At 61.4% G+C, this 26610-nt stretch carries 25 protein-coding genes and 1 tRNA gene; 7 read left to right on the top strand and 19 right to left on the bottom strand.

The genetic code is table 11. From position 1 onward, the window contains the following. Positions 1 to 26: 26 nt before the first annotated feature. The gene (locus tag QEZ49_RS11860) at positions 27 to 1985 is read left to right on the top strand and encodes a hypothetical protein (RefSeq protein WP_280387112.1); all 1959 of its coding nucleotides are present in this window, start codon (positions 27 to 29) and stop codon (positions 1983 to 1985) included. A gap of 22 nt (positions 1986 to 2007) precedes the next feature. Here the strand turns inward: QEZ49_RS11860 and QEZ49_RS11855 are convergent, their stop codons facing one another. Beyond that, on the bottom strand, positions 2008 to 2973 hold the full coding sequence (locus QEZ49_RS11855) for a hypothetical protein (RefSeq protein WP_280387110.1): 966 nt from the start codon (positions 2971 to 2973) through the stop codon (positions 2008 to 2010). 387 nt (positions 2974 to 3360) lie between these two features. Between QEZ49_RS11855 and QEZ49_RS11850 the strand changes: the two genes are divergently transcribed. Both QEZ49_RS11850 and lipB read left to right on the top strand, forming a co-directional pair. After that, positions 3361 to 3445, top strand: a tRNA-Leu gene (locus QEZ49_RS11850). A gap of 196 nt (positions 3446 to 3641) precedes the next feature. Further along, the gene (gene lipB / locus QEZ49_RS11845) at positions 3642 to 4343 is read left to right on the top strand and encodes a lipoyl(octanoyl) transferase LipB (RefSeq protein ID WP_280387298.1); all 702 of its coding nucleotides are present in this window, start codon (positions 3642 to 3644) and stop codon (positions 4341 to 4343) included. Positions 4344 to 4456: 113 nt separating this feature from the next. On the opposite strand, the gene QEZ49_RS11840 is transcribed toward lipB, so the two are convergent. Continuing rightward, positions 4457 to 4804, bottom strand: coding sequence for a hypothetical protein (locus tag QEZ49_RS11840; protein ID WP_280387108.1), 348 nt, complete (start codon positions 4802 to 4804; stop codon positions 4457 to 4459). A gap of 304 nt (positions 4805 to 5108) precedes the next feature. On the opposite strand from QEZ49_RS11840, the gene QEZ49_RS11835 reads away from it, so the two are divergent. Beyond that, entirely contained in the window at positions 5109 to 5957 is an 849-nt protein-coding gene (locus QEZ49_RS11835; protein ID WP_280387106.1) for a LysR family transcriptional regulator, read from the top strand. A 167-nt stretch (positions 5958 to 6124) separates the two neighbouring features. Here the strand turns inward: QEZ49_RS11835 and QEZ49_RS11830 are convergent, their stop codons facing one another. The 4 genes from QEZ49_RS11830 to QEZ49_RS11815 all read right to left on the bottom strand — a co-directional run bounded on the left by QEZ49_RS11830 (position 6125) and on the right by QEZ49_RS11815 (position 10518). After that, the gene (locus QEZ49_RS11830; RefSeq protein WP_280387104.1) at positions 6125 to 6514 is read right to left on the bottom strand and encodes a RidA family protein; all 390 of its coding nucleotides are present in this window, start codon (positions 6512 to 6514) and stop codon (positions 6125 to 6127) included. After that, on the bottom strand, positions 6514 to 8517 hold the full coding sequence (locus QEZ49_RS11825) for an acetyl/propionyl/methylcrotonyl-CoA carboxylase subunit alpha (protein ID WP_280387102.1): 2004 nt from the start codon (positions 8515 to 8517) through the stop codon (positions 6514 to 6516). Before QEZ49_RS11825 ends, QEZ49_RS11830 begins: the two co-directional genes overlap by 1 nt. Positions 8518 to 8864: 347 nt before the next feature. Next, positions 8865 to 9875 carry a hypothetical protein gene (locus tag QEZ49_RS11820; protein ID WP_280387100.1) on the bottom strand — a complete coding sequence of 337 codons (1011 nt, stop codon included), beginning with the start codon at positions 9873 to 9875 and terminating at the stop codon, positions 8865 to 8867. A 301-nt stretch (positions 9876 to 10176) separates the two neighbouring features. Next, positions 10177 to 10518: a hypothetical protein gene (locus QEZ49_RS11815; RefSeq protein ID WP_280387098.1), complete on the bottom strand. Its 342-nt coding sequence runs from the start codon at positions 10516 to 10518 to the stop codon at positions 10177 to 10179. Positions 10519 to 10926: 408 nt separating this feature from the next. Between QEZ49_RS11815 and QEZ49_RS11810 the strand changes: the two genes are divergently transcribed. Further along, a complete protein-coding gene (locus QEZ49_RS11810) occupies positions 10927 to 11091 on the top strand; it encodes a Flp family type IVb pilin (RefSeq protein WP_280387096.1) in 165 nt (54 codons plus the stop codon). Between the two features lie 155 nt (positions 11092 to 11246). Here QEZ49_RS11810 and QEZ49_RS11805 read toward each other — a convergent pair whose 3' ends face one another. From QEZ49_RS11805 to QEZ49_RS11785, 5 genes are all read right to left on the bottom strand, one after another. Then, positions 11247 to 12779: an acyl-CoA carboxylase subunit beta gene (locus QEZ49_RS11805; RefSeq protein WP_068459076.1), complete on the bottom strand. Its 1533-nt coding sequence runs from the start codon at positions 12777 to 12779 to the stop codon at positions 11247 to 11249. A 276-nt stretch (positions 12780 to 13055) separates the two neighbouring features. Next, a complete protein-coding gene (locus QEZ49_RS11800; protein WP_280387094.1) occupies positions 13056 to 13388 on the bottom strand; it encodes a hypothetical protein in 333 nt (110 codons plus the stop codon). A gap of 63 nt (positions 13389 to 13451) precedes the next feature. Continuing rightward, on the bottom strand, positions 13452 to 14243 hold the full coding sequence (locus QEZ49_RS11795; protein ID WP_280387092.1) for an ATP12 family protein: 792 nt from the start codon (positions 14241 to 14243) through the stop codon (positions 13452 to 13454). Next, positions 14240 to 14920, bottom strand: coding sequence for an HAD-IA family hydrolase (locus tag QEZ49_RS11790; RefSeq protein ID WP_280387090.1), 681 nt, complete (start codon positions 14918 to 14920; stop codon positions 14240 to 14242). Before QEZ49_RS11790 ends, QEZ49_RS11795 begins: the two co-directional genes overlap by 4 nt. Beyond that, positions 14917 to 15924 carry an RluA family pseudouridine synthase gene (locus QEZ49_RS11785; RefSeq protein ID WP_280387089.1) on the bottom strand — a complete coding sequence of 336 codons (1008 nt, stop codon included), beginning with the start codon at positions 15922 to 15924 and terminating at the stop codon, positions 14917 to 14919. The genes QEZ49_RS11790 and QEZ49_RS11785 overlap by 4 nt, the downstream gene beginning before the upstream one ends. A 275-nt stretch (positions 15925 to 16199) precedes the next feature. On the opposite strand from QEZ49_RS11785, the gene QEZ49_RS11780 reads away from it, so the two are divergent. After that, a complete protein-coding gene (locus QEZ49_RS11780) occupies positions 16200 to 17873 on the top strand; it encodes an L-lactate permease (RefSeq protein ID WP_280387087.1) in 1674 nt (557 codons plus the stop codon). 57 nt (positions 17874 to 17930) lie between these two features. Here QEZ49_RS11780 and QEZ49_RS11775 read toward each other — a convergent pair whose 3' ends face one another. From QEZ49_RS11775 to QEZ49_RS11750, 6 genes are all read right to left on the bottom strand, one after another. After that, positions 17931 to 18173, bottom strand: coding sequence for a hypothetical protein (locus tag QEZ49_RS11775; protein ID WP_280387085.1), 243 nt, complete (start codon positions 18171 to 18173; stop codon positions 17931 to 17933). 74 nt (positions 18174 to 18247) lie between these two features. Further along, the gene (locus tag QEZ49_RS11770) at positions 18248 to 18793 is read right to left on the bottom strand and encodes a type VI secretion system amidase effector protein Tae4 (protein WP_280387084.1); all 546 of its coding nucleotides are present in this window, start codon (positions 18791 to 18793) and stop codon (positions 18248 to 18250) included. A 167-nt stretch (positions 18794 to 18960) separates the two neighbouring features. Further along, positions 18961 to 20280, bottom strand: coding sequence for a replication-associated recombination protein A (locus QEZ49_RS11765; protein WP_280387082.1), 1320 nt, complete (start codon positions 20278 to 20280; stop codon positions 18961 to 18963). Positions 20281 to 20284: 4 nt separating this feature from the next. Then, complete coding sequence (locus QEZ49_RS11760) at positions 20285 to 21772, bottom strand: Do family serine endopeptidase (protein ID WP_280387080.1); 1488 nt, start codon at positions 21770 to 21772, stop codon at positions 20285 to 20287. A gap of 253 nt (positions 21773 to 22025) precedes the next feature. Beyond that, on the bottom strand, positions 22026 to 23054 hold the full coding sequence (locus QEZ49_RS11755) for an NAD-dependent epimerase/dehydratase family protein (RefSeq protein ID WP_280387078.1): 1029 nt from the start codon (positions 23052 to 23054) through the stop codon (positions 22026 to 22028). A gap of 105 nt (positions 23055 to 23159) precedes the next feature. After that, positions 23160 to 24167: an AraC family transcriptional regulator gene (locus tag QEZ49_RS11750; protein WP_280387076.1), complete on the bottom strand. Its 1008-nt coding sequence runs from the start codon at positions 24165 to 24167 to the stop codon at positions 23160 to 23162. A gap of 139 nt (positions 24168 to 24306) precedes the next feature. Between QEZ49_RS11750 and QEZ49_RS11745 the strand changes: the two genes are divergently transcribed. Beyond that, entirely contained in the window at positions 24307 to 24753 is a 447-nt protein-coding gene (locus QEZ49_RS11745) for a regulator (protein ID WP_280387074.1), read from the top strand. A gap of 214 nt (positions 24754 to 24967) precedes the next feature. On the opposite strand, the gene rplQ is transcribed toward QEZ49_RS11745, so the two are convergent. Beyond that, positions 24968 to 25393: a 50S ribosomal protein L17 gene (gene rplQ / locus QEZ49_RS11740; RefSeq protein WP_280387072.1), complete on the bottom strand. Its 426-nt coding sequence runs from the start codon at positions 25391 to 25393 to the stop codon at positions 24968 to 24970. Positions 25394 to 25540: 147 nt separating this feature from the next. Continuing rightward, the gene (locus QEZ49_RS11735) at positions 25541 to 26563 is read right to left on the bottom strand and encodes a DNA-directed RNA polymerase subunit alpha (RefSeq protein ID WP_068459160.1); all 1023 of its coding nucleotides are present in this window, start codon (positions 26561 to 26563) and stop codon (positions 25541 to 25543) included. Between the last annotated feature and the right edge of the window lie 47 nt (positions 26564 to 26610).

Below are 26610 nucleotides of genomic sequence, written 5' to 3'. Positions count from 1 at the left end.
GCAACGCTGATTTCGGGGGAACAGTAATGAACGAGTACACAGTGCACCACGGCGAGCGCTCATTTTCTGACAGCTCCAGCTGGGAAACGTGCGAAGACAAAACTCTTTACTGGACCCTTTCGCTCTATATCGATCCCCATCAGCTTCCGGCTGCGCTGCGCGAGAGGTTGCATCCCGCCAACAAGCTGCGCGTCCAGGCCAGCTATCTTGGCTCCATTGATCTGCGCGACACCATCGAGCCGCTGTTCAACGACATCGCCGATCGCGAGCGGCTGTCACAGGTTGATGATTTTCTGCTCGACGTGCCCGGCCCGCGTCAGGGCGAACCCGTCGTCATAACCGTCCCCGAAACGATCACCTGGTCCACGGAAGGCACGACGTTTCAGGCCCAGTTCCGAGAGCCAATATCCCGCACGCTCCGCTGCCGGCGCTTCTGGTATGTCCATCTCAACGGCGCGCTCTCGTATCACATATCGTTCGCGTTTCGGTATCAGCACACGCCCGCCGACTTTTACTTCATCTCGATGTTGCAGAAGGTGGTCGCGCCAAAAGAGTTCACGCTCGACGCGCCGCCAACGGGCGAATTTCTCACCGCAACCGAGCGACACCTGAAGCTGTTTCCGCTTGAGAACATGACTGCGCGTTCGCCAAGCTCAGGCCCCGCGCCGCTCAAATTCTGGGACTTCATCCGGACAACGTTCGATCAGCATGCCGATCACCTGTTCCGGCACATGCGCGTTTCGTTGCATGCTCCGCGCGGCGATGAACGTTTCGTCGATAAACTGAAGCGCCAGGTTGAAGCGTTGCTGCCAGCCGCGCCCCGCCAACACTCATACTTCGATCAGCTTATCGCCAACGACCCTTTCATCGAGGTGCCCCGGCTGGCGATGCCGCGCGCGCGTTTCCTGTTTCTGTTTCAGGACCGCACCTTCTTCCAGGATCTGCTGCCGAAAACAGCGGATGGCGCGCCCCGGCCCCGGCGCGAGCTGGTGACCGACGCCGACTATGACTGTTTCAAGGAATGGATTCAGGAGCGGATCAGCGAGGCCAAGCTTGCGTCTGCGCTCAACAAAACGAAACCTGTCGTTGTCATCTCGCACGAGTTTCTCGACTACCTGGCTTCGGAAACGCCGGATCGGCTGCGCTACCTGTTTCTGGCCGGTTTCAATCAGAACATCATCGATTTCATCAATCAGGAAGCGTCGGAAATTCTCGACAGTACCGACCCGATTTATCCCAGAACCAGCGAGCAGGAAGAAGAAAGCTTCTTTGTCCGTTACGCCAATCCGCGCGCATTGATCCAGTTTGTGCGCGCATCACGCAGCCTCGAAACCGGCAACGATTTTATCGGCACCTGCCCTTACGCATTCCTCGTTCACACCATCGCTCTGCATAATGAGTTTCTGGTGCGCCAATACGAACAGCAGGTCGAGGAGCTGACGCGCGATATCGGCGGGCTCAATGCCAAACGCCAGCTTAGCCATGCGGCGCGGCGCTTCTATAATTTCCGCACCCAGACTTACACGCAGTATCGCAAATTCCGTTACGCCAATATTTTCCGCTATGACACAGAAGCGGATGTTTTCAAGGAAGTGGAGCGCCGGCGCGGCAGCCTCAGAAAAGATCAATATCTTGAGCAGATCGTCACCAACCTGGAGGCACAGACCCGCGACCTTGAAGGCCGCATCAGGTCCAACGAGGATCGCCAGCTCACCACCCTCGTTGCCGGTGTCGGTGCGTTCAGCATTCTGCAGGTCGTGCTGCAGATCCTCGACTATTTCGAGAAGCACATCGACGATCCGCAGACCAGCAAGGTGTTCTTCGGTATCAACTTCGGCAACATCGCGAACATCAATTACATCGCGAGCCTGCTGATCCAGTTCACCGGCTTCGTGCTGGTGATGCTGGCTGCACTGGTCGTGTTCTTCTACGTCGTAAAGCCGCTGGGCGTGCGCATCATCCGCCTGTTCACCCGCACCCGGTAACAGGCACATCCGGCGTTACCGCCTAACGCGGATATGTGATCACCGCCTGCGATGCCACGCTGTCGTTGGCGGCTTCCAGCGAGCGTCCGTCCTCCGTCCCGTTCGATGGTCCAGAGTGCATGAATACCGCGGCCAAGCTCTGAAGCTGAAGCACATGCACATAATATTCATGCACTGTGCCGCCGCTGCTGCAAGCCATCGAGACCTTGCGGCTGTGCGTACCGTCGCTGTCCATTCCCACTTTCTTGGCGGACGCAAAATCGCCGACGCATTCTTCGCCAATGATCGCGACGGTGTCCGACGCCAGCTTGTCGATCGAACCTGCGAAGCGCTTGAAGCCATAGAACACGCCCCGACTTCCGTTGGCGAATGTCCAGCTCACGACGCCGTTGGAAGGAGGACGCAGGCTGTAGCCGGATATTCCGGCCTGTGACAGCAGATTGGAAACCATGACCAGCGCTTCAGATTCCGACAGCATAACATTGTCGCCCAGCGAGCCGGTTTCGATGCTCGCGGTCGTGGTGCGGTTGTTACTGGCAACGCAATCCACCAGTGCCGACATCGCCGCGTGGGTGCCCGCAAGGCTCATCCGCACCGGCATGCCATTTATGCTGATGGTCATCCCATTACCGCGCTGGAATGCACGGAACGCCTGATCGTGCGCTAGCATGATCATTGCTGTCTGCGTTGTCAGCGCTTCCGCCGCCTGCAGTGTCAGACGCTGACCATCCACCATAACCACGGCCGACACCGGTCGGTCCTTGACCAGCTTCCAGCGCGGATCGGCGATGCTGATGCTCCAGTTGAATTCGCGCGTCAGCAGCACGCCGAACACCTGCCCGCGCTGGTAGATGCCGCTCATCATGCAATATTGGAGCTGCCCGTTCTCAAAGCGCGGCTCGATCTCCCAGCCCCGCACATTTTTCTTGGCAGCCAGCGCAGCAACGGCGCTCAGGCAGATCGCAACCGCGAGAACTAGGATGCGCATGCTATCCTCCTAGCCGATTTTAGCGAAATCATACTCGGACGATTCGGCGCGTTCCGCAGAGCCTTTCGTGCTCAGCGGGATCGAACGTCGGGCCCGCTCAAAATGAACGGAAGCTCCTGACGCAGCATCGGCAATGGCTGGATTTAAGCGATGCAGGCTTAGCCTTTTGATGGGAGCGGTGATTCACGCTTCGGGAGGATAGAAACCCGACGAGATTATGGTCCAGGGCCGTGTGGCACCGAGTGCCAGATGGCCGCTTGGGCAGTGGGAGGCGATTTGCCGCCCGATGGGGCGAAATTTCTCGCATTTGAGGCTGGGAATAGTGTCCGGGTGATCTTGTTCCCGGCGCGTAACTTGGTTATATGAGCGCTTCCTGTTCGCCGGATCGCGGTCGTGGCGGAATTGGTAGACGCACTACCTTGAGGTGGTAGCGGGGCAACCCGTGGAAGTTCGAGTCTTCTCGTCCGCACCAGTGAACAGTTTCAGGCAGTTACCTAACGCCTCCGAAGCCATCTTCGGGGGCGTTGCCTTTTCTGGACTCGGTCTCCATCGCCCTTCGAATAGAAGCGATTGTGCTCTAGAGTGCCACAATGCCGCCCAGCGCACCCGTCCCGCAGCCGTCCAATCCCGACGCCCCCAGTGCGCCGTCATCCGGCCCCTGCCCCCGGATGCCCGCCCTCGCCACCGACTGGGCCAGCAGCAGCACGCCGGTCCCTTACCCGGAAGCCGTCGCCTTCATGCAGCAGCGCGCCGCAGCCATCGCCTCCGGCCAGGCGCCCGAGCTGGTATGGTTGCTGGAACATCCCCCGCTCTATACCGCCGGCAACAGCACCCGCCCCGAAGACCGGCCCGCGCCCGCGCGCTTCCCCGTATTCGAAACCGGACGCGGCGGCCAGCTCACCTACCATGGGCCCGGCCAGCGCATCTGCTATCTGATGCTGAACGTAAAGGCCCGCACCGGCGACGTGCGCGCGTTCGTCTCCGCGCTTGAGGACTGGATCATCGCCAGCCTCGCCGACCTCGGCGTCAGGGGTGAAACCCGCTCCGGCCGGGTTGGTGTCTGGGTTGCCAGACCCGATCGCGGCCATAGCGCCGAAGACAAGATCGCCGCAATCGGCCTGCGCCTGACGCGATGGGTCAGCCTGCATGGCATCAGCCTCAACGTCGATCCCGACCTCAGCCACTACGACGGCATCGTGCCGTGCGGAATCAGCGAACACGGCGTCACCAGCCTCGCCGATCTGGGCGCACCGCGCGACATGCCCCACGTCGATGCCATACTCCGCCGCCAATTCGAACGGCGCTTCGGTCCGACGCAGGATGCCACCGCGCCATCAATCGGCAAAAGCGATGCATTTGGAAAATGCTGAAACCACGCGCGGCGCGTGACGGCCGTTCGATTGCGCGACCGCGATCGCTACAAACTGAAAGCCCGGCCACCGAAGGACCGGGCTTCCAACCGTCCTCATGACCGGATTTCACTCTATTCGTTGCGGGGGACCTCTGGCCGGTCCGCATCGTCGCCAACCGCTGGCGCGGCGGCTGCCGGAGGCGCATCGTAATAAAGATATCCGTCCTCAATCGATACGACGTCCGTCCCTTGCAGGGTGTACCCGTCGTGGTCCGGATCGCGATTGAGGTGTAACACACAGCCTCCGGCGCAGATGCCAGTCACCGTCGCGGACGGAGCAAGGTTATGCTCCGCCACCGCATTTTCCTCGACGATACTGATCTTGTAGGCCGTATCATCGCGGTTGGTGATCGAGGATGCGAGCGCATCCGCATGCACGCCCAGAACGCTGGCGAGAGACGCCGCAACGGCTAGAACCAATCTCGCGGCAGCTCCCTTCATCGCGCGAAAGACCCGATTACTTCTTCTTCGCAGCGGGTTTCTTAGCAGCCGGCTTTTTCGCAGCAGGCTTCTTCTCAGCGGGTTTCTTCGCCTTAGCAGCAGCAGCCATGTTCGTCGTCCTTCAGTTGCCTGCCCGCATCAAGGATCGTCATGAGTTGCCTCGATCGGGACACAGATCAATCTGAGGAGAATCAACCCTATTCACAAACGGATTTTTCCGAAGGACACTATCGGAAATTTCGATAGATAGCGGTCCGTTGTCCGCTCTTCGGAGCACCACGCCATGGACGTCAATCTCGCACGCACCTTTCTGATGGTGACGGAGACCGGCAGCTTCATCCATGCCGCGCGCAAGATGAACCTTACCCAGTCCACCGTGTCGGCACGCATCAAGGGGCTTGAGGATCAGCTCGGAAAGCCCCTGTTTGCGCGCTCCAAAGCCGGTGCGGAGCTGACCGCAGCGGGCGAACAGTTCCAGAAGCACGCGCTGGCGCTGGTGCGCATCTGGCAGCGTGCTCAGCTTGAGGTCGGCATTTCCGACCAGCACTCTGACCACCTCGCAGTCGGTGCGCCGAGCATGTTCTGGGATGCGCTGCTGCTCGACTGGTTCGCTTCTCTGCGTGCCAACGCGCCGGAAATCGCTCTGTCGGCCAGCACCGGTTTATCCACAGCCCTGATGCAACGGTTGCTGGAAGGCACGCTCGATCTCGCGGTCCTCTACCGACCGCGCCAACCGCGCGGCCTGATGATCGAACATCTGTTCGACGAAGAAATTGTGCTCGTAACGAGCGTTCTGACACCGCAGCGGCGCCACACCGGCGATTACCTGTTCATCGATTGGGGCCCGGATTTTCAGCAGGATCATGCCGCCGCTTTTCCCGAACGCGCCAATCCCGCCATCAGCCTCGACCTCGGCTCGATGGCGCTGGACTACATGCTGGCCAACCCGTGCTCGGGCTATTTTCCGGCGCGGCTGATACGGCCACACATCGCAGCGGGCCGTCTGCGGCTCACCAAGCGCGCTCGCAAATTCACCTATCCGGTTTATGCCGTCTATCCGGAGACTCGGAACGAGGAAGCCTACGAACCCATTCTCGACAGCCTGCGCCAGTTCGTGTCGAAACACACCTGAGCGGCGCGCCGCGGCGCCGATTCCAAGGCGGTGTCGGTGTGTGCAGTCGTGCCTCAATCAGCTGGCCCTCGGCCATGGCCGCAGATGATCGCACCAAAGTAAAATGGCACCTCAGGCGAACCTGAGATGCCATTGATGTTTGCAAATTGACCGCGCCCTCAAGCCCATCAGGCTTCGGGCTTCAGCGCCGTCACTTCAATCTCGATCAGCATCTTTTCGTCGACCAGCCCCGTCACCATAACGGTGCACGCCGGCCGAACGTCGCCGAAATACTTCTGCAGCACCGGCCAGATCGGCTCGAAGTCCTCGCGGCGCGTCAGCAGGTAATGCACCCGCACCACGTCCGCCAGCGACGAGCCAGCCTTCTCCAATGCCGCCGCGATATTGCGGAAGCACTGGTCGGTCTGCTCGACCACGTCGGACGAGATGGTCATCGTGGCGTAATCGAAGCCGGTCGTACCCGACACGAACACCCAGCGCTCATCAGCGACCGCGCGCGAATAGCCGATCTTCTTTTCGAACTCCGAACCGGAGGAAATAAGCTCGCGGCCAGCCATCATTCGAACTCCAGAATAACGGCATCAACCGCAAGGCTGTCGCCCGGCTTGGCGTTGATCTTCTTCACCTTGGCGTTGCGCTCGGCGCGGAGAATGTTCTCCATCTTCATCGCCTCGACGATGGCGAGAGCGTCGCCCACCTGCACCTCAGCGCCTTCCTCGACGTTGATGGCCTTCACCAGACCGGGCATCGGGCACAGCAGGTACTTCGAGGTATCAGCGGCCTGCTTGATGGGCATCAGCGCCACCAGTTCCGCCTCACGCTCGGTGTAGACGTAAACCGGCGACTGCATGCCGCCATAAGCAAGATTGACGCCATTGAGGATCGGGCGCACCTGCACCGCAACCTGTTTGTCGTCGATCGTGCCCGACCATACCGGCTCGCCGGGCAGCCATTCCGATGTCAGTTCAAGCTCTGCACCGGTGTCGGGGAACGCAACTGAATAGTTGCCGTAACCACCTTCAACTTCCACCGGCAGCAACTGATCGGCAACCTTGACCACGCGACGGCGCGCGAAAGCCACCGGCTGGCCCGACATCTGATGCGTGATCTCGCGACGGCGGATGTTGTTCTCGTGATCGATCACTGCCGCCACGGCAGCAACAACCTGGAGCGCATCGCCTTCCGGCTGGCGAGCCGTGAAGCCGTCAGGGAACTCTTCGGCGATGAAGCCGGTCGAGAGCGCGCCTTCGCGCCAGCGCGGATGGTGCATCAGCGCGGATACGAATGGAATGTTGTGCTGAATGCCGTCGATGTAGAAGCTGTCCAGCGCCTTTGCCTGTGCGTCGATGGCCTCGATGCGCGTCGGTCCGTGCGTCACCAGCTTGGCGATCATCGGATCGTAGAACATCGAAATTTCGCCGCCCTCGAACACGCCGGTGTCGTTGCGGACGGTGATGCCATCGCTGACACCTTCCTCAGGCGGACGATACTTCACCAGACGGCCGATGGAAGGCAGGAAGCCCCGGAACGGGTCTTCGGCATACACGCGGCTTTCGACCGCCCAGCCGTTGATCTTCACGTCCGACTGACCGAACGGCAGCTTCTCGCCGGCAGCGGAGCGGATCATCAGTTCGACGAGATCGACGCCGGTCACAAGCTCCGTCACCGGATGTTCCACCTGCAAGCGGGTGTTCATCTCAAGGAAGTAGAAGCTCTTGTCCTGACCGGCGACGAACTCAACCGTACCGGCCGAGTCATAGCCAACGGCCTTGGCCAGCGCGACGGCCTGTGCGCCCATCGCCTGACGGGTTGCTTCGTCGAGCAGCGGTGACGGGGCTTCCTCAATCACCTTCTGGTTACGGCGCTGAATGGAACACTCGCGCTCAGCCAGATGAATCACGTTGCCGTGCTTGTCGCCGATGAGCTGAATTTCGATGTGGCGCGGATTGACGATGAACTTCTCGATGAACATGCGATCATCGCCGAAGCTCGCCCGGGCTTCCGACTGGGCCAGCGAATAGCCCTCTTCAACTTCCCTGCGGTTGTTGGCAATGCGCATGCCCTTGCCGCCACCGCCGGCCGAGGCCTTCATCATCACCGGATAGCCGATCTCTTCGGCGATCTTGATCGCGTGCGCGGTGTCGGTGATCTCGCCCATGTAACCGGGAACGGTCGAAACCTTCGCGGCAGCGGCGGCGCGCTTGCTCTCAATCTTGTCGCCCATGGCCGCGATGGCCTTGGGGTTCGGACCGATGAACACGATACCGGCCTTCTGCAGCGCGATCGGGAATGCTTCGCGCTCGGAAAGGAAGCCGTAGCCCGGATGCACCGCTTCGGCGCCGGTGCTCTTGCAGGCCTCAACGATCTTGTCGATCAGCAGGTAGGATTGCGCGGCGGGTGGCGGTCCCAGGTGGACGGCTTCATCAGCCATCTCGACATGGAGCGCCTCACGGTCGGCATCCGAATAGACCGCGACGGTCTTGATACCCATCTTACGCGCGGTTTTGATGACGCGGCAGGCGATCTCGCCACGGTTGGCGATCAGGATTTTTTTAAACATTTTCCCCGCTGGTCCACTAGGTAGGCGCGGCCCGGGATCGGGGCGCCAGCCGGTTGCGTAGCAGTCGTTCTAAACGGCCCTTTGAGGGCCGTAAACTAGCGAATTCACGAAAACCCGGGCGGAAATCCACTCTATTCACAAACCCGCCAGCGATCCGTTTCCCAAAACCGCCGCCCGCCTTGGCTTAAAGCCTCGCGGACTCCTTTGCCGTTGATATTACTGGCAAAAAATTGTGGCACCTGCCGTTTTGAGTGTGAATTTCCTCACCATGCCTCAAAACTCGGCACGCAAAGCATGACAAAAGGCCGCTCGGGCAGAACCCGAACGGCCTCCTGAAATCTCAATGATTACGCAGCTTCGGCCAGGCGCTGCACCGTCGCCTGCAATTCCGGATGGATTTTCCGGCTCTCCTGGCTGAGATACGCCACCAGCGCCGCTTCGCTCGCCGTAAGCCGGCCCCGGCGACCAATCCGGCCGCAAAGCCATGCAGCATCGGCCGCTACAATCTCTTCGTTGGTGATGATCTCAATCCGCTGCATCTCCAGACGCATCAGCGCCCGCTCCTCAGAAGACTGCTCGCGGTAGCCCGAACGGACACCCTTGAGGCTGGACGAAACCATCGCCGACAGCAGCGCGAGCTGCGACAGCTCCCCGGTCGCTTCCATCAGCCACGGATCGCGACGCAGCGATTCCTCGCGGGTCGGTACTGCCTGCCCCGAGCACGCCATCGCCACGTTGGTCAGCGCCTTCACAAACAGATCCATCCACGCGGCGTTCGCCTGCGGCTCGCAGAGCTGCTCGTTGATCTCGAACAGAACGTCAGCCTCAGCTTGCGTAATGGGCACCGCACCGTCGCCACCGAACGCATAGAGAATGCGCCGGACCAGCTCGACTTCGCTTTCACGAATGGTTCCGGATTCACCCGGATACGCAGCCCGCAAAGGCCCTGAGCCGGTGGTGACGGCATGCTTCACCTGATTCAGCGCCGCGCACGACAGGCTAACCGGCGACCAGCGGGATTTGGTGAGCACGTTGATCAGCAGGTCCAGATCCGTTTTACGCTCGACAAGTCCCTCAGACGCAATGCGCTTGAAGAAGCGGTTGGCTTCATCCGCAGTCAGATATCCCTCGGGCAGAACCTGCGCGACGACATAATCGGTCAGCGCCTCGACATAAAAACCGTCCCAGGTCGAATGCTGCGACTGGCACGTTTCATTGAGCGCAAAAAGCGCCTCGGCCTCATCCGCTGTAATCGCACTGTCGTGGTGAAACGCGCTCTTGAGCCTGAGGACATCAACTTCGTGGATGCTTCCACGCTGCAACATCTCGGTAATCGGAAGCGACTGCAACGCACTCATCTCGGGCCCCGCTCGCATAATAAAAAAACTCGATGCCGAAACACTAGGAAAACAGGCTTACTAATTGGCTAACAGGTGCCTCGCGCCGGAGCAGATGTTGTATTTTTCGCAACTGGCTTCATCCATGAGCGCCACGGGCTCAATCGTTGCGGGTAAAAAAACGGGCCGCTTAGGGGCGGCCCGTGCAAGTTTTCCGGGGGGAGTTACGCGTAAGGAAAGCTGAAACGTGACGTGTGAGGGGAAACCGTCGGTTGATGCACCTGCTCCGCAAACCAATCGGAGCAGGTGATCCTGGTTCGGCTTACTTGCCGACGCGCGGCAGCCAGGTCGGGCGGCGCTTGGTGTCGTGACGCTCCTTCGTAATGTTGTAGGAGGCGTCACGCTGCATGCTGTTCAACTCGCGGCGGTCCGACTTGGTGAGGTAACCCTTCGAGTTCAGCTGCGCCTTACGGTTGGCGATACGCTTCTGCTCCGCGCGCAGCTTCAGGCCTTCCGTCCAGGTGATCGAACCGCTCTTGCGGCCCTGCTCGATCCGATCGAGCTGACGGTCCTGCGTGCGGTTGATGCTACCGGCAGAAGCGGCAACCGAGGTGGCAGCGACAGCGGTAACCACCGTGGCAGCGATGAGAGCAATCTTGTTCATGGGTCCATCCTCTTTCTTCGGTTCGCGCCGTCATTTCGGAGGCGCCGTTGATCTGATGAAAGGAGATTGCCCGCGCCGCCTTGAACCCGTTCTGAATACCGGTTGCAGGTGATGTTCATTATTTATTAGGCCCGGCGACTCCCCTGCGGGGAGCCGGCCGCCGGGCCTGGTTGGAGTGTGGTCTAACCGCAGCGACTTCCCTGCGGAGAGCCGGCCGGGGCCTGATTGGAGCGTGTCTAATCTGCGGCGGCTCGCGCTGCGGAGAGCACAGTCGCCGGATGCAAACAAGTGGTCGAAACGGCTAAGCAAACGGGTAACCACCGCTATTCAGCAGCGCGCATCAGCACCGCTGCAAAGAACCATTTGTGAAGAAATCCGCCTCAATAGTTTCACGAACCGGAGGACGCCGTGAAACTTATAAATCGCTTTATCGCCGACGATAACGGCGCGACGTCGATCGAATATGGCGTGCTCGCAGGCTTTGCGAGCGTAATGATCGCCACGGGCGCTTACGCAATCGGCGAAAATCTGGTGCCGATCTTCGACTCAATAGTGAAGTACCTGGCGCCGTAACGGCCGTGCCGGGCATATCGCATCCCGATCCCCAGCGCATCGGTTTCTCAATCCGCGCCACGCGCTGAGCTGAAGAAATAAAAAGGGCAAGAGCGCGAAGCCGGGATTGTCATCCACCGCCTCGACGCTCTCGCCCTTATTTGTTCAACACTCGCTTAGAGCGGGATGTTGTCGTGCTTCTTCCACGGATTTTCGAGCGTCTTGTTGCGCAGCATGTCCAGCGCACGGCCGATGCGCCGACGCGTGCCGTGCGGCAGGATCACTTCGTCGATGTAGCCGCGCTCGGCGGCAACGAACGGATTGGCGAACCGCTCCTGATATTCGTTGATGCGCTGCTGGATCTTCTCCGGATCGCCAAGATCCGAACGATAGAGAATTTCCGCTGCACCCTTGGCACCCATCACCGCGATTTCAGCGGTCGGCCAGGCATAGTTCACGTCGCCGCGAATATGCTTTGAGCTCATCACGTCGTAGGCGCCGCCGTAAGCCTTGCGGGTGATGACCGTAACCTTCGGCACCGTGGCTTCGGCATAGGCGAACAGCAGCTTGGCGCCGTGCTTGATGAGACCGCCGTATTCCTGCGCCGTACCCGGCAGGAAGCCCGGCACGTCGACGAAGGTGACAATCGGAATCTCGAAGCAATCGCAGAAGCGCACGAAACGTGCCGCCTTGCGCGAAGCATCGCTATCGAGCACGCCCGCCAGCACCATCGGCTGGTTGGCGACGATGCCGACAGTATGGCCGTCCATGCGGGCAAAGCCGGTGACGATGTTCTTCGCGTAAGCTTCCTGGATCTCGAAGAAGTCGCCCTCGTCGGCAACCTTCAGGATCAGTTCCTTGATGTCGTAAGGCTTGTTCGGATTGTCCGGGATCAGCGTATCCAGCGAATAATCCACGCGGTCCAGGCTGTCAGCGGTCGGCAGCACAGGAACGCCGGACTGATTGTTGGCCGGCAGGAAATCCATCAGGCGGCGCATCTGCAGCAGCGCCTCGACGTCATTCTCATAGGCGCCATCGGCAACCGACGACTTGGACGTGTGCACCTTGGCGCCGCCCAGCTCTTCGGAGGTGACGGTTTCATTGGTCACCGTCTTCACGACGTCTGGACCGGTCACGAACATGTAGCTCGTGTCCTTCACCATGAAGATGAAGTCGGTCATCGCCGGCGAATAGACGTCACCACCCGCGCACGGGCCCATGATGACGGAAATCTGCGGAATGACACCGGAGGCCAGCACGTTGCGGGTGAACACCTCGCCGTAGCCACCCAGCGCGTCAACGCCTTCCTGAATGCGGGCGCCGCCGGCATCGAACACGCCGATGATCGGCGCGCGATTCTTCAGCGCCATGTCCTGGATCTTCGTCATCTTGCGGGCGTGGCTCTCCGAAAGGGAGCCGCCCATGACGGTGAAGTCCTTGGCGAATACGTAAACGACGCGGCCGTTGATGGTGCCCCAGCCGGTGACGACGCCATCGCCCGGCGTCTTCTGCTTTTCCATGCCGAAGTCGGTGCAGCGATGCTCGACAAAGGTGTCGAACTCCTCGAAGGAGTTCTCGTCCATCAGCAGCTCGATACGTTCGCGCGCGGTGAGTTTGCCACGCTTGTGCTGGGCATCGATACGCGCCTGTCCGCCACCAAGCCGTGCGTTGGCGCGGCGCTTCTCAAGCTCCCCGATGATGTCCTTCATGCTTGCTTTGCCTTCCCTCGTCGACGCGCGGCCTGACGCCGCATGGCTGGCCTCATAGCACGCACTTGGCGCGCTTGGAACGCGGGCGCTGCGCCGCACCGTGCGACCTATAGGAACGGGGGCGGCAATTCTGACATTTTCAACGGCGTTTCATGGTCTTAGGGCTGTGGATGGAAGCCGTTGAAAGGCTGCTACTTTACATCTCGGGAGCACTGAGGCCGGATTTCAACGCTTCCTAGCGCGTTCCAACAGCTGGGCTCGGGTTGTGAACAGCCTTCACTTCCGGGCGCGCAGACGTCGATAATCAATGAGAGCCGGCACGCCTGTCACAAAAGTCGCGATGGCAAGAAGGGCCACGGGACCACTGAGCGCGGTTGAGAAAATCTCGATGGTTGCGGGCGACAGGATCCCGGCGCGTCCGGCGACCCAGAGCGCTGCCGTCGTCCACAGCGCGGTGCCGAACGCCATCAACACAAACACAAACCCGGGGTGTCGGCGCCACAGATAGCCAGCCAGCCCGCTATAGCGGTGATGGTAAAAGCCCCAGATGACCGGCGGGAACACTATGAGAATGCTAAGGACAATGGCCAGCTCGATGGTTGCATCCAAAGCGTCACCTCCCCCGCGCGGCACGGATTCAGCCGGACGCGCACGCCGGTAAGCCGCCACCCGTCACGCGGCCAGCAGTTGCAGAAACCGGCTGGCCGCCAGCATTTCGCGATGCCGTCGCACGCGCCGCTCCGTGGCTTCCTCATCGATGCCCCAGCGCGCGATCTGCCAATCCTCATCGACATGCGCCGCCAGCCACGCCTGCTCAGCGTCCAGACGGCCGTTCGCAACCGCAAGCGCGATAAAGGCCGATCCGGTGAGCGTCGTCATCACGTGCAGCGGGGTCAGGCCGAAGGCATCGTATGGCGCCACCAGCGTGCCGAAGCGCTCCAGCGCATCGTCGCTCTGCGTTACCGGCATAACGCCTTCCGCCAGATAAAAGCGGGCGCCGGTTTCGTCTTCCACCCAGCGCAAAATCGGATCCCACGCGGCTGCCTGCAGCACCGCCAGCGCTTCCGGCCCCTCGGCGCGATAGCACAGCAGATCGCTGCCGGCGTAGCGCACGATATCCGCCGCAACCTCGGCACGGGAGCCGGTTACGCCGTCGATGGCGGTGATCGCCAGCTTCGACAGCGGCATGGTAGCGGGATTGATGTTTTCAGTTTGCGCCGACCATTCTTCCGCAATGGCATCGGCCAGCGCGCGCGTCGGCACGATCAGCGGCTGCTTGGCTGGCGTGCGCACGGCACGGCCATCCAGCAGCACATTGAAGCCGCCATCGGTAGCTTCGCCAACGGATACATCTTTATAGAAGCGCTTCGGCAGCGGCTTGGGCGCATCGCGACCGGGAACCTTTACAGCGCCGTCACTGCTGTCGGCCGATTGCGCATCGTCGTTGTCGCTGGCATCGCTCATGCGGAAATCTCCCGACTGGCGAAACAGGCATCCAGGCCCGCAATCAGATTGTTGCTGGTGCTGATAACGTGATGCGCACCAGCCGCCTTCAGTTCATCGAGCGGATGATAACCCCAACCGACGCCAAGCGCACCGGTTCCGGCTGCAACCGCCATTTCGATGTCAAACGTGGTGTCTCCCACCATAACGGTGCGTTCCGGACCGACGCCCGCTTCCGACATCGCCGAATGCAACATCGCCGGATGCGGCTTCGAAGGATTGTTGTCAGCGGTCTGAATGGTGATGAAACGCTTGCCCCAGTCCTCGCGCTCGAACAGACGATCGACGCCCTTGCGCGATTTTCCTGTGGCGATGCCAAGCAGCACGTCGCCCCGCTGGGCCAGCGTTTCTATCGCAGCACCGATGCCCTCGAACAGCGGCTCATGCAGCGCGGGATCGCGGCGAATTTCCAGAAAAGCCGATTTATAGCGCTCAACGAGCTGATAGCGCAGTCCGGCGTCGTGGTCAGGCGCCAGCGCGGCTATGGCTTCAGGCAGCGACAAACCGACAATAGCCAGCGTCGCCTCACGCGGCGGCGGCGTCAGTCCGAAACCGGAGAATGCAAACGTCATCGCTTCGCAGATGCCGTTCTGGCTGTCGACGAGTGTCCCATCGCAATCAAGAACGACCAGCTTCATTTATCGTTGTCTCCATAACGTTCGGCGTCGAGGCCGAGCAGTTCCCAGGTGGCGCGCATGTGATCGGGCAGCGGCGCGGTTACATCAAGGTTGCCGCCGGAATAGGGATGCGGCAGCACGAGACGGCGCGCGTGCAGGTGCAGCTTGTTCTCGATCTGCTCCGCCGGCAGGTTTTCATCGCCGCCGTATTTATTGTCGCCAACGATGGGATGCCCGATCAGCTCCATGTGGGCGCGCAACTGATGCTGGCGGCCCGTTACCGGCTTCAGCGACATCCACGCCGCTTTGTGTGCCAGCCGGTCGATGACGGAATAATGCGTCGTCGCATGCATCGCCACATCCTGCTCGCCCGGCAATGCCTTGCGCACGCGATCACCATCGGGACCCGGCGCCTTCACCAGCGGCGCTTCCACCTTGCCCTGCGGAGGACGTGGAACGCCCTTCACCAGCGCCCAATAGGTTTTTGCCGCCGAGCGCGTCTGGAAAACGCGGCCGAGCTTGGCTGCCGCATCGCGATGCTTGGCCACCAGCAGCACGCCGGTGGTGTCGCGATCGAGGCGATGCACAAGGCGCGGACGCTCGCCGCCGAAACGATCCGCCATGCCTTCCAGCATGCCGTCGATGTGCTTTTTGGTGCCGGTGCCACCCTGCACCGCCAGACCGAACGGCTTGTTGAGCACGAGGAGATGATCGTCCTCGAACAGGATCATTTTTTCGATGCGGTCGCGATCCGCCTTCGAAACGCCCATCGGCGGCTTGACGCCCGTAGCACCCGCCGCAGCCTTCGGCGCGTTGCGCACCACTGCGGGCACGCGGATTTGTGCCCCGGCCTCAAGGCGTGCATTTGCTTCGGCGCGCTTGCTGTTCACCCGCACCTGACCGGTGCGCAGCAGCTTCTGCAGGTAGGAATAGCCCACCTCCGGAAAGTGGACGCGGAACCAGCGGTCGAGGCGCATGTCCGCTTCGCTCGACTTCACTTCGATGGTCTCTACGCGGTCGTTCATTCGGATTCGGAGCTCTGATAGGATTGGTGGCTAACACGCAGCGGGCGGCCGATGCCCAGCATGACACGGCTTTATAACTGGAAAATCAGTCGGATTGCCTGCGTTCAACTACGGTGCACCGCCAATTCTGTCCAGCGTCGCGACATCCCATGCCTTTGGCGGCAGGCCTGGCTGCGTTTTTGGCCCCCGGGCAACACCACTGTGCCTTTCCGGTTTGACCCAGCTCAGCGGCGCGACGTAGCTTCTCAAGAAAACGCCAGTCAGGGGGAAAGCGCATGTGGTCTCAGGTTTACGACCCATTCGGCAGCATGGCGCTTTCCACTGCCGTGGCGGCCATTCCGGTGGTCGTGCTGCTGGGCGGCATCGGGATTTTCGAGTTGCGTGCGCATGTGGCCGCCCTGCTCGGACTGGCCGCCGCTTTGCTGGTCGCCATCGTCTTCTTTGGCATGCCGGCGCCGATGGCTGGCCTCGCCGCCGCCTATGGCGCCGCGTTCGGGCTACTGCCCATCGGCTGGATCATCCTCAATGTGATCTTCCTTTATCAGCTCACGGTAGAACGCGGCGACTTTAAAATCCTGCGCACCTCCATCGGCGCCATCAGCGACGACCGCCGCCTGCAACTGTTGTTCATCGCGTTCTGCCTCGGCGCATTTTTCGAAGGCGCGGCCGGGTTCGGCACACCCGTTGCGGTGACCGCCGCGATGCTGATCGGGCTGGGCTTCACGCCGCTTGCCGCGTCCGGACTTTCCCTGATCGCGAACACGGCGCCGGTTGCGTTCGGCGCATTAGGTACGCCGATCATCGCGCTGGCCGCCGTCACGGGTCTCGACCTGCACGAACTCAGCGGCATGGTCGGCCGTCAGCTCCCGTTCTTCTCGGTGCTGGTTCCGTTCTGGCTGATCGTCGCCTTCGTCGGCTGGCGACGCATGCTTGAAGTGTGGCCACCTATTCTTGTTGCGGGCGTGTCCTTCGCCATTCCGCAGTATCTCGTCTCAAACTTCCACGGGCCATGGCTGGTCGACATCGTGGCGTCGGTTGTGTCGATGGCCTGCCTGGCGCTGTTTCTCAAGGTCTGGCAGCCAGCCAATCCGATGCGCTCTGTATCTGGATCTGACGACGCTAACGCGGCGACGCCCAGCGCTGGCAACACCAACATCAGCGGCGCCAATGCACGGCCCGCGCACTCTCGCGCTGCCGTACGACGCGCATGGATGCCATGGCTCGTGCTCAGCGCGTTTGTGTTCCTGTGGGGCACGCCGCAGGTGCGCGCGGCACTCGACGGCGTCTGGTCGCTGAAACTACCGGTAATTGGCTTGCACGAAGCGGTGCAGAAAATGCCGCCCGTCGTCGCCGAGCCGAAAGTCGAAGCCGCCATCTTCAACTTCAATGCGCTGTCAGCAACGGGCAGCGGCATTCTACTGGCAGCAATCATTTCCGGTCTGCTGCTTGGCTATGGACCAGGCGGGCTCATCCGAATGTATGCGCGCACGCTCTACCTAGTGCGCTTCTCGCTGCTGACGATCGCATGCATGCTCGCCATCGGTTTTGTCACGCGTTACTCCGGCGTCGACGCAACGCTCGGACTCGCGCTGGCGAACACGGGCTGGCTCTATCCGCTGTTCGGCACCTATATCGGCTGGCTCGGCGTCATGCTGACTGGATCGGATACATCTTCAAACGTGCTGTTCGGCGGCCTGCAACGCGTCACTGCGGAGCAGCTCGGCATCGACCCGGTGCTGATGGCGGCCGCCAACAGCTCCGGCGGCGTGATGGGCAAGATGATGGACGCGCAGTCGATCGTCGTCGCTTCAACCGCCACACGCTGGTATGGCCATGAAGGTTCGATCCTGCGCTTTGTCGCTTTCCACTCCGTCGCGCTGGCGACGCTGGTCGGCCTGCTGGTGCTGGGACAAGCCTACATGTGGCCGTTGAAGCTGCTGGCGCCTTGATGATGATTGGCGCGCCTCCGTTTTGCGCAACGAAAGCAAGTGCCGCTGTGTGCTGCGTTACTCGTTCGCCGACGTCGCCCCACCCCGGCCAATGCCAGCGATGATCCAGCCCACCACCCAGCCGATGACGAGGCCGGCGATGTTGGCGACGATGAACACCAGCATGTGCAGGTTTTCGGCGTCGTCAGAGCTTTCGAACGATTGATGCGCTGTCACCCAATCGGCGGCGGGCGAGCTGAGAAACATCGCTGCCAGCACGGCGCCGATGAAGGCAAACACCATCGCGATAACGTAGCGCATTCCCCGTCCCCTTCGAGCTGCGTGCGCAATCAGGTGCGACAGCACTGATCAATCAACATTTGATCAGTGCACAGCTATTTCACTTCCCAGAACCAGATCTCGCCCGCGTTGGCGTAGTTTGAATAGTAGCCCGCCCACGAAAACCATTCGAGCAGCCACTTGGCCGATGTGCGATAGCCGTTCCAAAGATCGATGTGATCACCGGTCGGTCGCCCGGCGTCGCTTGAACGCTTCCAATAGTCCTGAATGTAGATGATGCCGGTGCGGCCGAAGATGCGCGGATAATAGTCCGCCGCGTCGGTACCCTTGATGCGCTCGACAGGCCCGACACCGGGCAGGTTGGCGCGTGCGATGGCGTTGGCGAGCTGGGTGGCATTGATGAAGTGCATCTGCGAGCGCGGGTGCACACCACACGCAGCACAGCCGCCGATCTGAGCGTCCGTAACGCCGGCACGGCGCAGCGCGACACCGACGCGGATCGCACACTGGTTGGCAAAAACGGGATAGCCCATGGCCACCTGTTTGCCTTCCATGTTGGTGAGATCCTGCGGCGCGATGCATGGCGCCGTCACCGATTCATTGATCGGATGGCCGCGCCAGAGATCGATGAACGTCACCACGCCACAGCCTCCCCCGCCTGTTTCCAGGCCCTGTCTCCTAGCCTTGTCTGGCCACCACTATGTTAGCCGCCCGTGGCATTCTCGTGAACTGTCCGGATGCGATGTGGTGAAGGCGGATCGGCCGTTCGGATACCAGTCAGAACAGCCGGGCCACCCCGAATGCGTGGCTACTTTCCGCCACCCCGCTTCTGGCGCAGATCGCCCCAATAGGCCAGCCGCTTGCGGATTTCCCGTTCAAACCCACGCTCGGGCGGATCATAATACTGCGGGCGGCGTGGGAACTCCTCGGGGAAATAGTCCTGCCCCGAAAAGCCATCTTCCGCGTCATGATCGTAGGCATACCCCTCGCCGTAGCCCTGCTGTTCCATCAGCTTGGTTGGCGCATTGAGAATGTGCTTGGGCGGGCTGAGCGAGCCGTGCTCCTTCGCGGCACGCATCGCAGCCTTGTAGGCCACATAGGCGCCGTTCGACTTTGGCGCCGTGGCCAGATAGATCGTCGCCTGCGCCAACGCCAGTTCACCCTCGGGGCTGCCGAGAAAATCGTAGGTATCCTTGGCCGCCAGCGCCTGCACCAATGCCTGCGGATCGGCGAGGCCGATATCTTCCACCGCCATCCGCACCAGCCGGCGCGCCAGGAACAGCCGGTCCTCGCCACCGTCCAGCATGCGGCACAGCCAGTAGAGTGCAGCGTCGGGATCGGACCCGCGCACCGACTTATGCAGCGCACTGACAAGGTTGTAATGACCCTCGCGGGTTTTATCGTAAAGCGGCGCGCGCTTCTGCACCAGCGTGCTCAGCGCATTGCGATCCAGTTGCTTCTGGCCGGGCGCGACGGCAGAGAATACCTCATCCGCCAGATTGATGGCGGAGCGGCCGTCGCCATCGGCCATGCCTATCAGTGCCTCGCGCGCATCGGCGTCCAACGGCAGCGGACGCTGCTCTTCCTTTTCAGCCCGCTGCAGCAGCGTTTCGATCGCGGCCTCATCGAGGCGATTGTAGACCAGCACCGACGCGCGACTCAGCACGGCGCTGTTGAGCTCGAACGACGGATTCTCCGTCGTCGCGCCGACAAGCGTGATCGTGCCGTCTTCCATGTAGGGCAGGAAGCTGTCCTGCTGCGCGCGGTTGAAGCGGTGGATCTCGTCGATGAACAGCAGCGTGCCCTTGCCGAGTTCGCGCCGCGCCTTGGCGCGATCGAACGCCTTGCGCAGATCCTGCACGCCGGAAAAGATCGCCGAGAGCTGCTCAAACTCAAGCTGCGTCTCGTGCGCCAGCAGACGCGCGACCGTCGTCTTGCCGGAACCGGGCGGCCCCCACAGAATGAGGCTCGGCAGGCGGCCGCTCTTCAGCATGCGTGTCAGCGTGCCGTTGGGGCCGACCAGATGATCCTGCCCGACCACATCGGCCAGCTTCTTCGGGCGCAACCGTTCCGGCAGCGGGCTGGGTGCCCCCTTCTCCAGACCGGCCGCTTCAAAAAGGTTTGTCACCTTTCTATCCTGCCATTTGCAGCTTCATCAGGCGTCCACCGCGCTTGACCGTGACGCGCCATATGCGCTGCCGGTTTCGCGTCAGTTCGTCAAGCATGATGACATCGGTGATACGCTGATCGCCAATCGCGACGATGATGTCGCCCGGCTGGAAATCGAGGCGCGCGGCAACGCCGCCGGAACGCACGGCGACGATCACAACACCATCGGTCTCATCGAGATTGAACTCATCCGCAACGCTCGGAAGGATGTTCGAGACACGCGCGCCGTCGAACGGATGATTACCGGACAGATTGCGCACGTCATCCTTGCCGGGCTTGGGCGCGGGCAGCAGCGCGATGTTGTGCGTCAACCGCTTGCCGTTGCGGATCACCTCGAGGTTGGCACTGTTGCCGACCCCACGGGTCGTAAGGCGATACAGTACCGAGTGCGCATCGGCGACGTCGAATTCATCGACCTTGACGATGACATCGCCCAGTTGAACGCCTGCCTTCGTGGCCGGGCTTTTATCCGTCAGCCGCACCACAACGGCGCCTGCGACGCGCTCCAGCTTCAGTGTCGCCGCCATCTCGCGGCTCACCGTTTCAAGCTGTGCACCCAGCCACGGGCGCTCGATCTTGCGACCGGCCACAGCGTTGTCAGCGTAGAAGCGCACGAGGTTTGACGGGATTGCAAAGCCGATGCCGACCGAGCCGCCGGTCTTCGAGAAGATCATCGTGTTGATGCCGGCAAGCCGGCCGTCCATGTCGACCAGCGCGCCACCGGAGTTGCCGGGGTTGATCGCGGCATCGGTCTGCAGAAACACCTGCGTATCGGACTGCGCCATCTCCGTGCGCGCCAGCGCCGAGATGATGCCGCTGGTTACGGTCTGCCCGACGCCGAACGGATTACCGATGGCAAGCACCATGTCGCCAACCTCAAGCGCATCGCTGTCGGCAAACTCAAGAAAGGGAAAATCATCGCCGCCCTTTTCGATCTTCAGCACGGCGAGATCGGTGCGATCATCCTGTGACACGATGCGCGCGTCGAACTCGCGCTTGTCGGCCAGCGCAACGCGGATCTGCGTATCAGTGCCGCCGCGCACAACGTGCGTGTTGGTGACGATGACGCCATCCGGGCTGATGATGACGCCGGAGCCAAGCGATGACTGCACGCGTTCCTGCGGCAGACCAAAACCGCCGCGACCGCCGAAGAAGCGCTGAAAGAATGGATCGTTGGCGAAGGGCGACGCGGCCGTGCGCACCTTCGAGCGCACATAGACGTTCACCACCGCAGGCGCCGCCTTCTTCACCACCGGCGAGAACGAATACTGCATCAACGCCTGCGAAGGCGGTGGTACGCGCCGGTCCTGCGCCTCGGCGAACAGGGATGTGCCCCAAACGGCTGTTGCGACAAGGCCGATGCCGGCGAATGTCACCGCCGCGACCTTCATGCTCGCCGCCATGCGGTTGCCGATGCGGCGCGAAAACGTTGGTCTCGTATCACTGCTCATGCGGTCAATATCGGTTCCGGTTGTCATTCATCCGCAGCACGCCAGCGCGCTGCCCCACTTCTGAGCGAAGCAATAGCATAGCGGCCTGATTTCGTGGCACCCCCGTGGCGGGATGCCCGGCATATGGCGCCTGAATGACAGAAAATCAGCACCGGCGCGCGCTTTTGCGCGCAAAATTAGGACTAGCCGCGATTCACGCGCGGCCAGCGCCGCCAAATTAACTAGATAGCGGCGGCCTTTGGATCGCCAGCGCTCAGATTATTCCCAGCTTGCGAAGGCTTTCCGATGCGGCCACCGTAGCCTGCTCGGCGGACCGGAACGACTGCCCCAGCATCTCCTTCGCCTTGGCGTTGCTGACCGGGCGCGGGAAGCCAAGTTCCGGCTTAACCGCATTCAGGCGGCGATCAACGAACGCAAGCACCCGCACCAGACCATCCGGCATTTCTCCGCGCGGCATCTTGCGGGCAATATCAGGCAGCGTTCGGCCGATGGTCTGGCCCAGCTCATAGAGACGCAGAAATCCGTTGGCGGACAGGAAGCGCTGCCCCTTCGCCTGATTGTGCGTCATCGCCAGCGCGTGCGTCACGGCAACATCGCGCACATCACTAACCGGAAATCCAACCTTAGGCGCCACCGGATAAGCGCCTTTGCCCATCAGCCGGACCACTTCGTGCGATGTCGATAGATCCCCGTCAGGTGCGGGGCCAAGCACGAAGCCCGGATTGACGACAGCAAGCTCGGGCGCGCCCGGTGTTGCATTGACAAAATCCCACGCGGCGCGCTCTGCCAGCGTCTTCGACATGACGTACGGCGTAACATCGGGACGCTCGGGATTGCTCCAGTCGTGTTCGTCGAACACGTGCCCCGCCGGCGCTTCAGGCCACGGCAGCGAAACGGCAACGATGGATGACGTCAGCACAACGCGTGCAACGCCGCTGCGATGCGCCGCCTTCAGCACGCGCAGCGTACCTTCCCGCGCGGGGCGGATCACTTCATCGGCGTTACGCGGATTTTTCAGCGGAAATGGCGACGCAACGTGCTGCACGAAACGGCAACCCGCCGTTGCCGCATCCCATCCGTTGTCGGACAACAGATCGGCCTCGACAAACTCCACTGCTGCAGGATCAGCGCCTGCACTGGCGATCCCGCGCCGGGTTGCGTCCACCCGCGCTTGGCTTCGAACGGTCGCGCGGACGTCGTAGCCCTGACGGATGAGCTCCGCGATACAGAACTTGGCGACGAGGCCCGACGCCCCGGTGACCAAAACCTTCTGCTTGGACATTGGCTTCCGCCCTTCCGCTCATGGCTTCATCGAATGCGCGCTACGGAACACCCGAGGCATTTCATCATCCAGCTGATTTACAGGAGTGCGCACCATAGCCAAGGCTCAATTGAGGCGTTGGCGATAAACCCGCGGCGCCATCCCGGTCCAGCGATGGAACGCGCGGCTGAAATGCGCCGCATCCCGATATCCCAGCTCAAACCCGATGGCGGTAATGCTGCGCTCGTTATCTTCCAGATAGCGAACCGCGCGCCGCAACAGGGCATCGTCGACGATGCGGCTGAAGGAAGTTCCGTTCTGGGCCAACAGCCGTTGCAGCGTACGGCGCGTCGTCCCGAGTTTCGCGGCCACCCAATCGATGCGCGGGTAGCCATCATGCAATGCCAGATCGGTGACGGCTCCAATCATGGCCAGGGCGTCGCGTTGGCCCGGCACCGTTGGCTCAAGCGCTGACGGTGCAATGATCACTGGCAGCGTGCCTGAAGGATTGACGCTATCGAGCAGGCAGGCATCAAACGTTATCGACGTCGCCGCCGCGCCGTGGCCGATGTTGCACCGGAAGATGTCCTCAAGCTCCGCGTGCGGTGTTCCACGGGGCAGCACCGTCACGAGTGTATCAGGTCGCCAGGCGCATCCGGCATAGCTGCGGATGGTATCGATCATGTAGCTGACGCCCAGCAATTCGTTGTGGTGCCGTCCAATGCTTTCCGGATCGGTGAACTCAATCGTCCAGCACACGCGGCCCTCGTGAACCGCGAACGTAAGCTCTGTCGATGTCTGCAGCATTGTGCCAAGGCCGGCGTGAGCACGCGCAATCGCATCACGCAGCGTCGGCGCCCCGCATATCCAGGCGCCAAAGCCGCTGAGCTGGCGCGATCGCACAACCTGCCCCAGCCGCGCGCCGAAAAATTCATCGCCCGTAGCCCGCGCCGCCCGCTCCAGCAGGCGGAACTGCTCGCGCAGCGGCACCACCGTTTCGGGCTGCTCCAGCAGCGTCATCGGCAAATCGACGTCGCTCAGCACCCGTTCGATCGAAGCGCCATGCTGGCCCATGAACTCAGCGATGGGGCCAAGCGAACTGGCACGGGTGAAGCCAGAAAGTCGGGGTGCCATGGCAATTCCCAGTCGGTATGCCCAATGAAGATCCTGGCGCAAAATGGCAAGCGGCCGCAGGCGCAACAAGTCACGTTGGTGTTAGGCCCGCCCGTCGTGACCGGGTAATTAGTCCAATGAGAAAAACGTGAGGAACGCCATGAGCATCCCCTTCGATCAAAGCAACATCCGCTGGAACACGCTGGAAGGCCTGGATCACGTCCACTTCCACGTCTGCGCCGTCGATGAGGAAAAGCGCATCGTCGACATCCTGTTCAAGTTCGACGCCAACTCAAAAATCGCGCTGCACCGCCACCGCTGCGATTACATCACCGTAGTTCTGCAGGGCGAACTGCGCATCTACCGCGCCAATGGCGAATTGAAGGAAGTGCGTCCGGTTGGCAGCTATGTGTCGACGCCTGGCGACGGCGAGGCACACACCGAGGGCGGCGGCGATGTGGACGTGATCGCATTCTTCTCAAACCGCAACGTGACCGGCAACGTCTATGACATCCTCGACGCGGACCTCAACGTCGTCGCCAACTTCGGCATTCCCGAATTCAAGGCGCTGATGGAAGCGCAGGGCGCGACCGACAAGGCAGCGTGAAGCCTACGCTCGGCGGCCGGCTCCGCGAAGCGGAGTCGCCGAGAGCCACAAAAAAGCAGCCGGAACTTGCCGACGCATCCACGGCTTGCACTGTCAGTCCGGTGATCCGGTCAAGTGATCCCAACCTCAAAACAAAAAAAGGCCGACGCGTTGGCGTCGGCCTTTTTGTTTCAGGCAACCAATCCGCGAACCTTGTTCGCGGCGGCTCCAATTCTCAGCTTTCGCCAGCAGCAGCGAGCTGCGCTTCATGGCGGGCGCGATCTTCCTTGCCCTTGGCAGACTCGTCACGGTCAACGAGCTCAATAACGGCGCGCGGAGCGCTGTCACCGTAGCGGAAGCCGGCCTTCAGCACGCGCGAGTAACCGCCAGCGCGATCCTTGTAGCGCACGGCCAGCACGTCAAACAGCTTCTTGACCATGTCGTCGTCGCGAAGGCGAGCAGCGGCAAGGCGGCGCGAGTTCAGATCACCGCGCTTGGCCAGCGTGATGTACTTGTCGACGATGCGCTTCAGATCCTTCGCCTTCGGCAGCGTGGTAACGATCTGCTCGTGACGGATCAGCGAAGCGGCCATGTTGGAGAACATCGCCTGACGGTGGCTGCTGTCGCGACTAAACCGGCGACCCAGTTTCTTGTGTCTCATATCAAAGTTCCCTTAGGTTGTTTAACGGGGAGGTTCTACGGCCTCACCTCGCTAGGCTTAATCGTGGTCCCGGCGTCGTAGCCTCAAGGGCTACCCGCCGGAATTCGCACGTCGTGCTGTAGTTATCTCGTGTTGTAGTGCCTGGCCTCAGTACTGGTCTTCGAAGCGCTTGGCCAGCTCTTCGATATTGTCCGGCGGCCAGTTCGGCACTTCCATGCCGAGGTGCAGACCCATCGAGGCCAGCACTTCCTTGATCTCGTTGAGCGACTTGCGGCCGAAGTTCGGCGTGCGCAGCATCTCGGCTTCGGTCTTCTGGATCAGGTCGCCGATATAAACGATATTGTCGTTCTTCAGGCAGTTTGCCGAGCGAACCGACAGCTCAAGCTCATCGACCTTCTTGAGCAGCGCGGCGTTGAAGGCCAGCTCCGGATGGCGCGTTTCTTCAACGGCCTTCTTCGGCTCTTCGAAGTTGATGAAGACAGCAAGCTGATCCTGCAGAATGCGGGCCGCGAGAGCGATCGCATCCTCAGGTGTCACCGAGCCATCGGTCTCAACCGTCATCGTCAGCTTGTCATAGTCGAGAATCTGGCCCTCACGGGTGTTCTCGACCTTGTAGGAAACCTTCTTGACCGGGCTGTAGAGGCTGTCGACCGGGATAAGACCGATCGGCGCATCTTCCGGACGGTTGCGGTCAGCCGCAACGTAGCCCTTACCCATGTCAGCGGTGAATTCCATCCGGATCGCAGCGCCCTGATCGAGCGTGCAGATGACGTGCTCCGGATTGAGGATCTCGACGTCAGGGCCTGCCTCGATGTCCTTTGCCAGGACCGGGCCGCCGCCTTCTTTCTTGAGGATCAGACGCTTCACGCCTTCGGAGTGAATGCGCAGCGCAACTTCCTTGATGTTGAGGATGATGTTGGTCACATCCTCACGCACCGAAGGAATAGAAGAGAATTCATGCAGAACGCCGTCGATCTGAACGGTCTTGATCGCAGCGCCCTGAAGGGACGACAGCAGAACGCGACGCAGGGCGTTACCCAGCGTCATGCCGAAGCCACGCTCCAGCGGCTCAGCGACGACGGTCGCGATCCGGCTGCTATCGCGACCGGAGGCCACGTCGAGCTTGTTCGGCTTGATCAGATCTTGCCAGTTCTTTTGCAGGACATTCACCACGGGGAGCCTCGCTTTACAGAGTGAGGCCTGCGTCCAGGCGCGCA

This window comes from Hyphomicrobium sp. D-2 (genome assembly GCF_029872155.1).
GTDB lineage: Bacteria > Pseudomonadota > Alphaproteobacteria > Rhizobiales > Hyphomicrobiaceae > Hyphomicrobium_A.
The sequence above is the reverse complement of the archived record's forward strand: the minus strand, read 5'-3'. Positions and strand labels throughout refer to the sequence as shown.

Coding starts and splice junctions, on each gene's coding strand:
- QEZ49_RS11860 (WP_280387112.1), top strand. CDS start 27: ATGAACGAGTACACAGTGCACCACGGCGAGCGCTCATTTTCTGACAGC.
- QEZ49_RS11855 (WP_280387110.1), bottom strand. CDS start 2,973: ATGCGCATCCTAGTTCTCGCGGTTGCGATCTGCCTGAGCGCCGTTGCT.
- lipB (WP_280387298.1), top strand. CDS start 3,642: ATGCCCGCCCTCGCCACCGACTGGGCCAGCAGCAGCACGCCGGTCCCT.
- QEZ49_RS11835 (WP_280387106.1), top strand. CDS start 5,109: ATGGACGTCAATCTCGCACGCACCTTTCTGATGGTGACGGAGACCGGC.
- QEZ49_RS11830 (WP_280387104.1), bottom strand. CDS start 6,514: ATGGCTGGCCGCGAGCTTATTTCCTCCGGTTCGGAGTTCGAAAAGAAG.
- QEZ49_RS11825 (WP_280387102.1), bottom strand. CDS start 8,517: ATGTTTAAAAAAATCCTGATCGCCAACCGTGGCGAGATCGCCTGCCGC.
- QEZ49_RS11820 (WP_280387100.1), bottom strand. CDS start 9,875: ATGAGTGCGTTGCAGTCGCTTCCGATTACCGAGATGTTGCAGCGTGGA.
- QEZ49_RS11815 (WP_280387098.1), bottom strand. CDS start 10,518: ATGAACAAGATTGCTCTCATCGCTGCCACGGTGGTTACCGCTGTCGCT.
- QEZ49_RS11805 (WP_068459076.1), bottom strand. CDS start 12,779: ATGAAGGACATCATCGGGGAGCTTGAGAAGCGCCGCGCCAACGCACGG.
- QEZ49_RS11795 (WP_280387092.1), bottom strand. CDS start 14,243: ATGAGCGATGCCAGCGACAACGACGATGCGCAATCGGCCGACAGCAGT.
- QEZ49_RS11790 (WP_280387090.1), bottom strand. CDS start 14,920: ATGAAGCTGGTCGTTCTTGATTGCGATGGGACACTCGTCGACAGCCAG.
- QEZ49_RS11785 (WP_280387089.1), bottom strand. CDS start 15,924: ATGAACGACCGCGTAGAGACCATCGAAGTGAAGTCGAGCGAAGCGGAC.
- QEZ49_RS11780 (WP_280387087.1), top strand. CDS start 16,200: ATGTGGTCTCAGGTTTACGACCCATTCGGCAGCATGGCGCTTTCCACT.
- QEZ49_RS11775 (WP_280387085.1), bottom strand. CDS start 18,173: ATGCGCTACGTTATCGCGATGGTGTTTGCCTTCATCGGCGCCGTGCTG.
- QEZ49_RS11760 (WP_280387080.1), bottom strand. CDS start 21,772: ATGAGCAGTGATACGAGACCAACGTTTTCGCGCCGCATCGGCAACCGC.
- QEZ49_RS11755 (WP_280387078.1), bottom strand. CDS start 23,054: ATGTCCAAGCAGAAGGTTTTGGTCACCGGGGCGTCGGGCCTCGTCGCC.
- QEZ49_RS11750 (WP_280387076.1), bottom strand. CDS start 24,167: ATGGCACCCCGACTTTCTGGCTTCACCCGTGCCAGTTCGCTTGGCCCC.
- QEZ49_RS11745 (WP_280387074.1), top strand. CDS start 24,307: ATGAGCATCCCCTTCGATCAAAGCAACATCCGCTGGAACACGCTGGAA.
- rplQ (WP_280387072.1), bottom strand. CDS start 25,393: ATGAGACACAAGAAACTGGGTCGCCGGTTTAGTCGCGACAGCAGCCAC.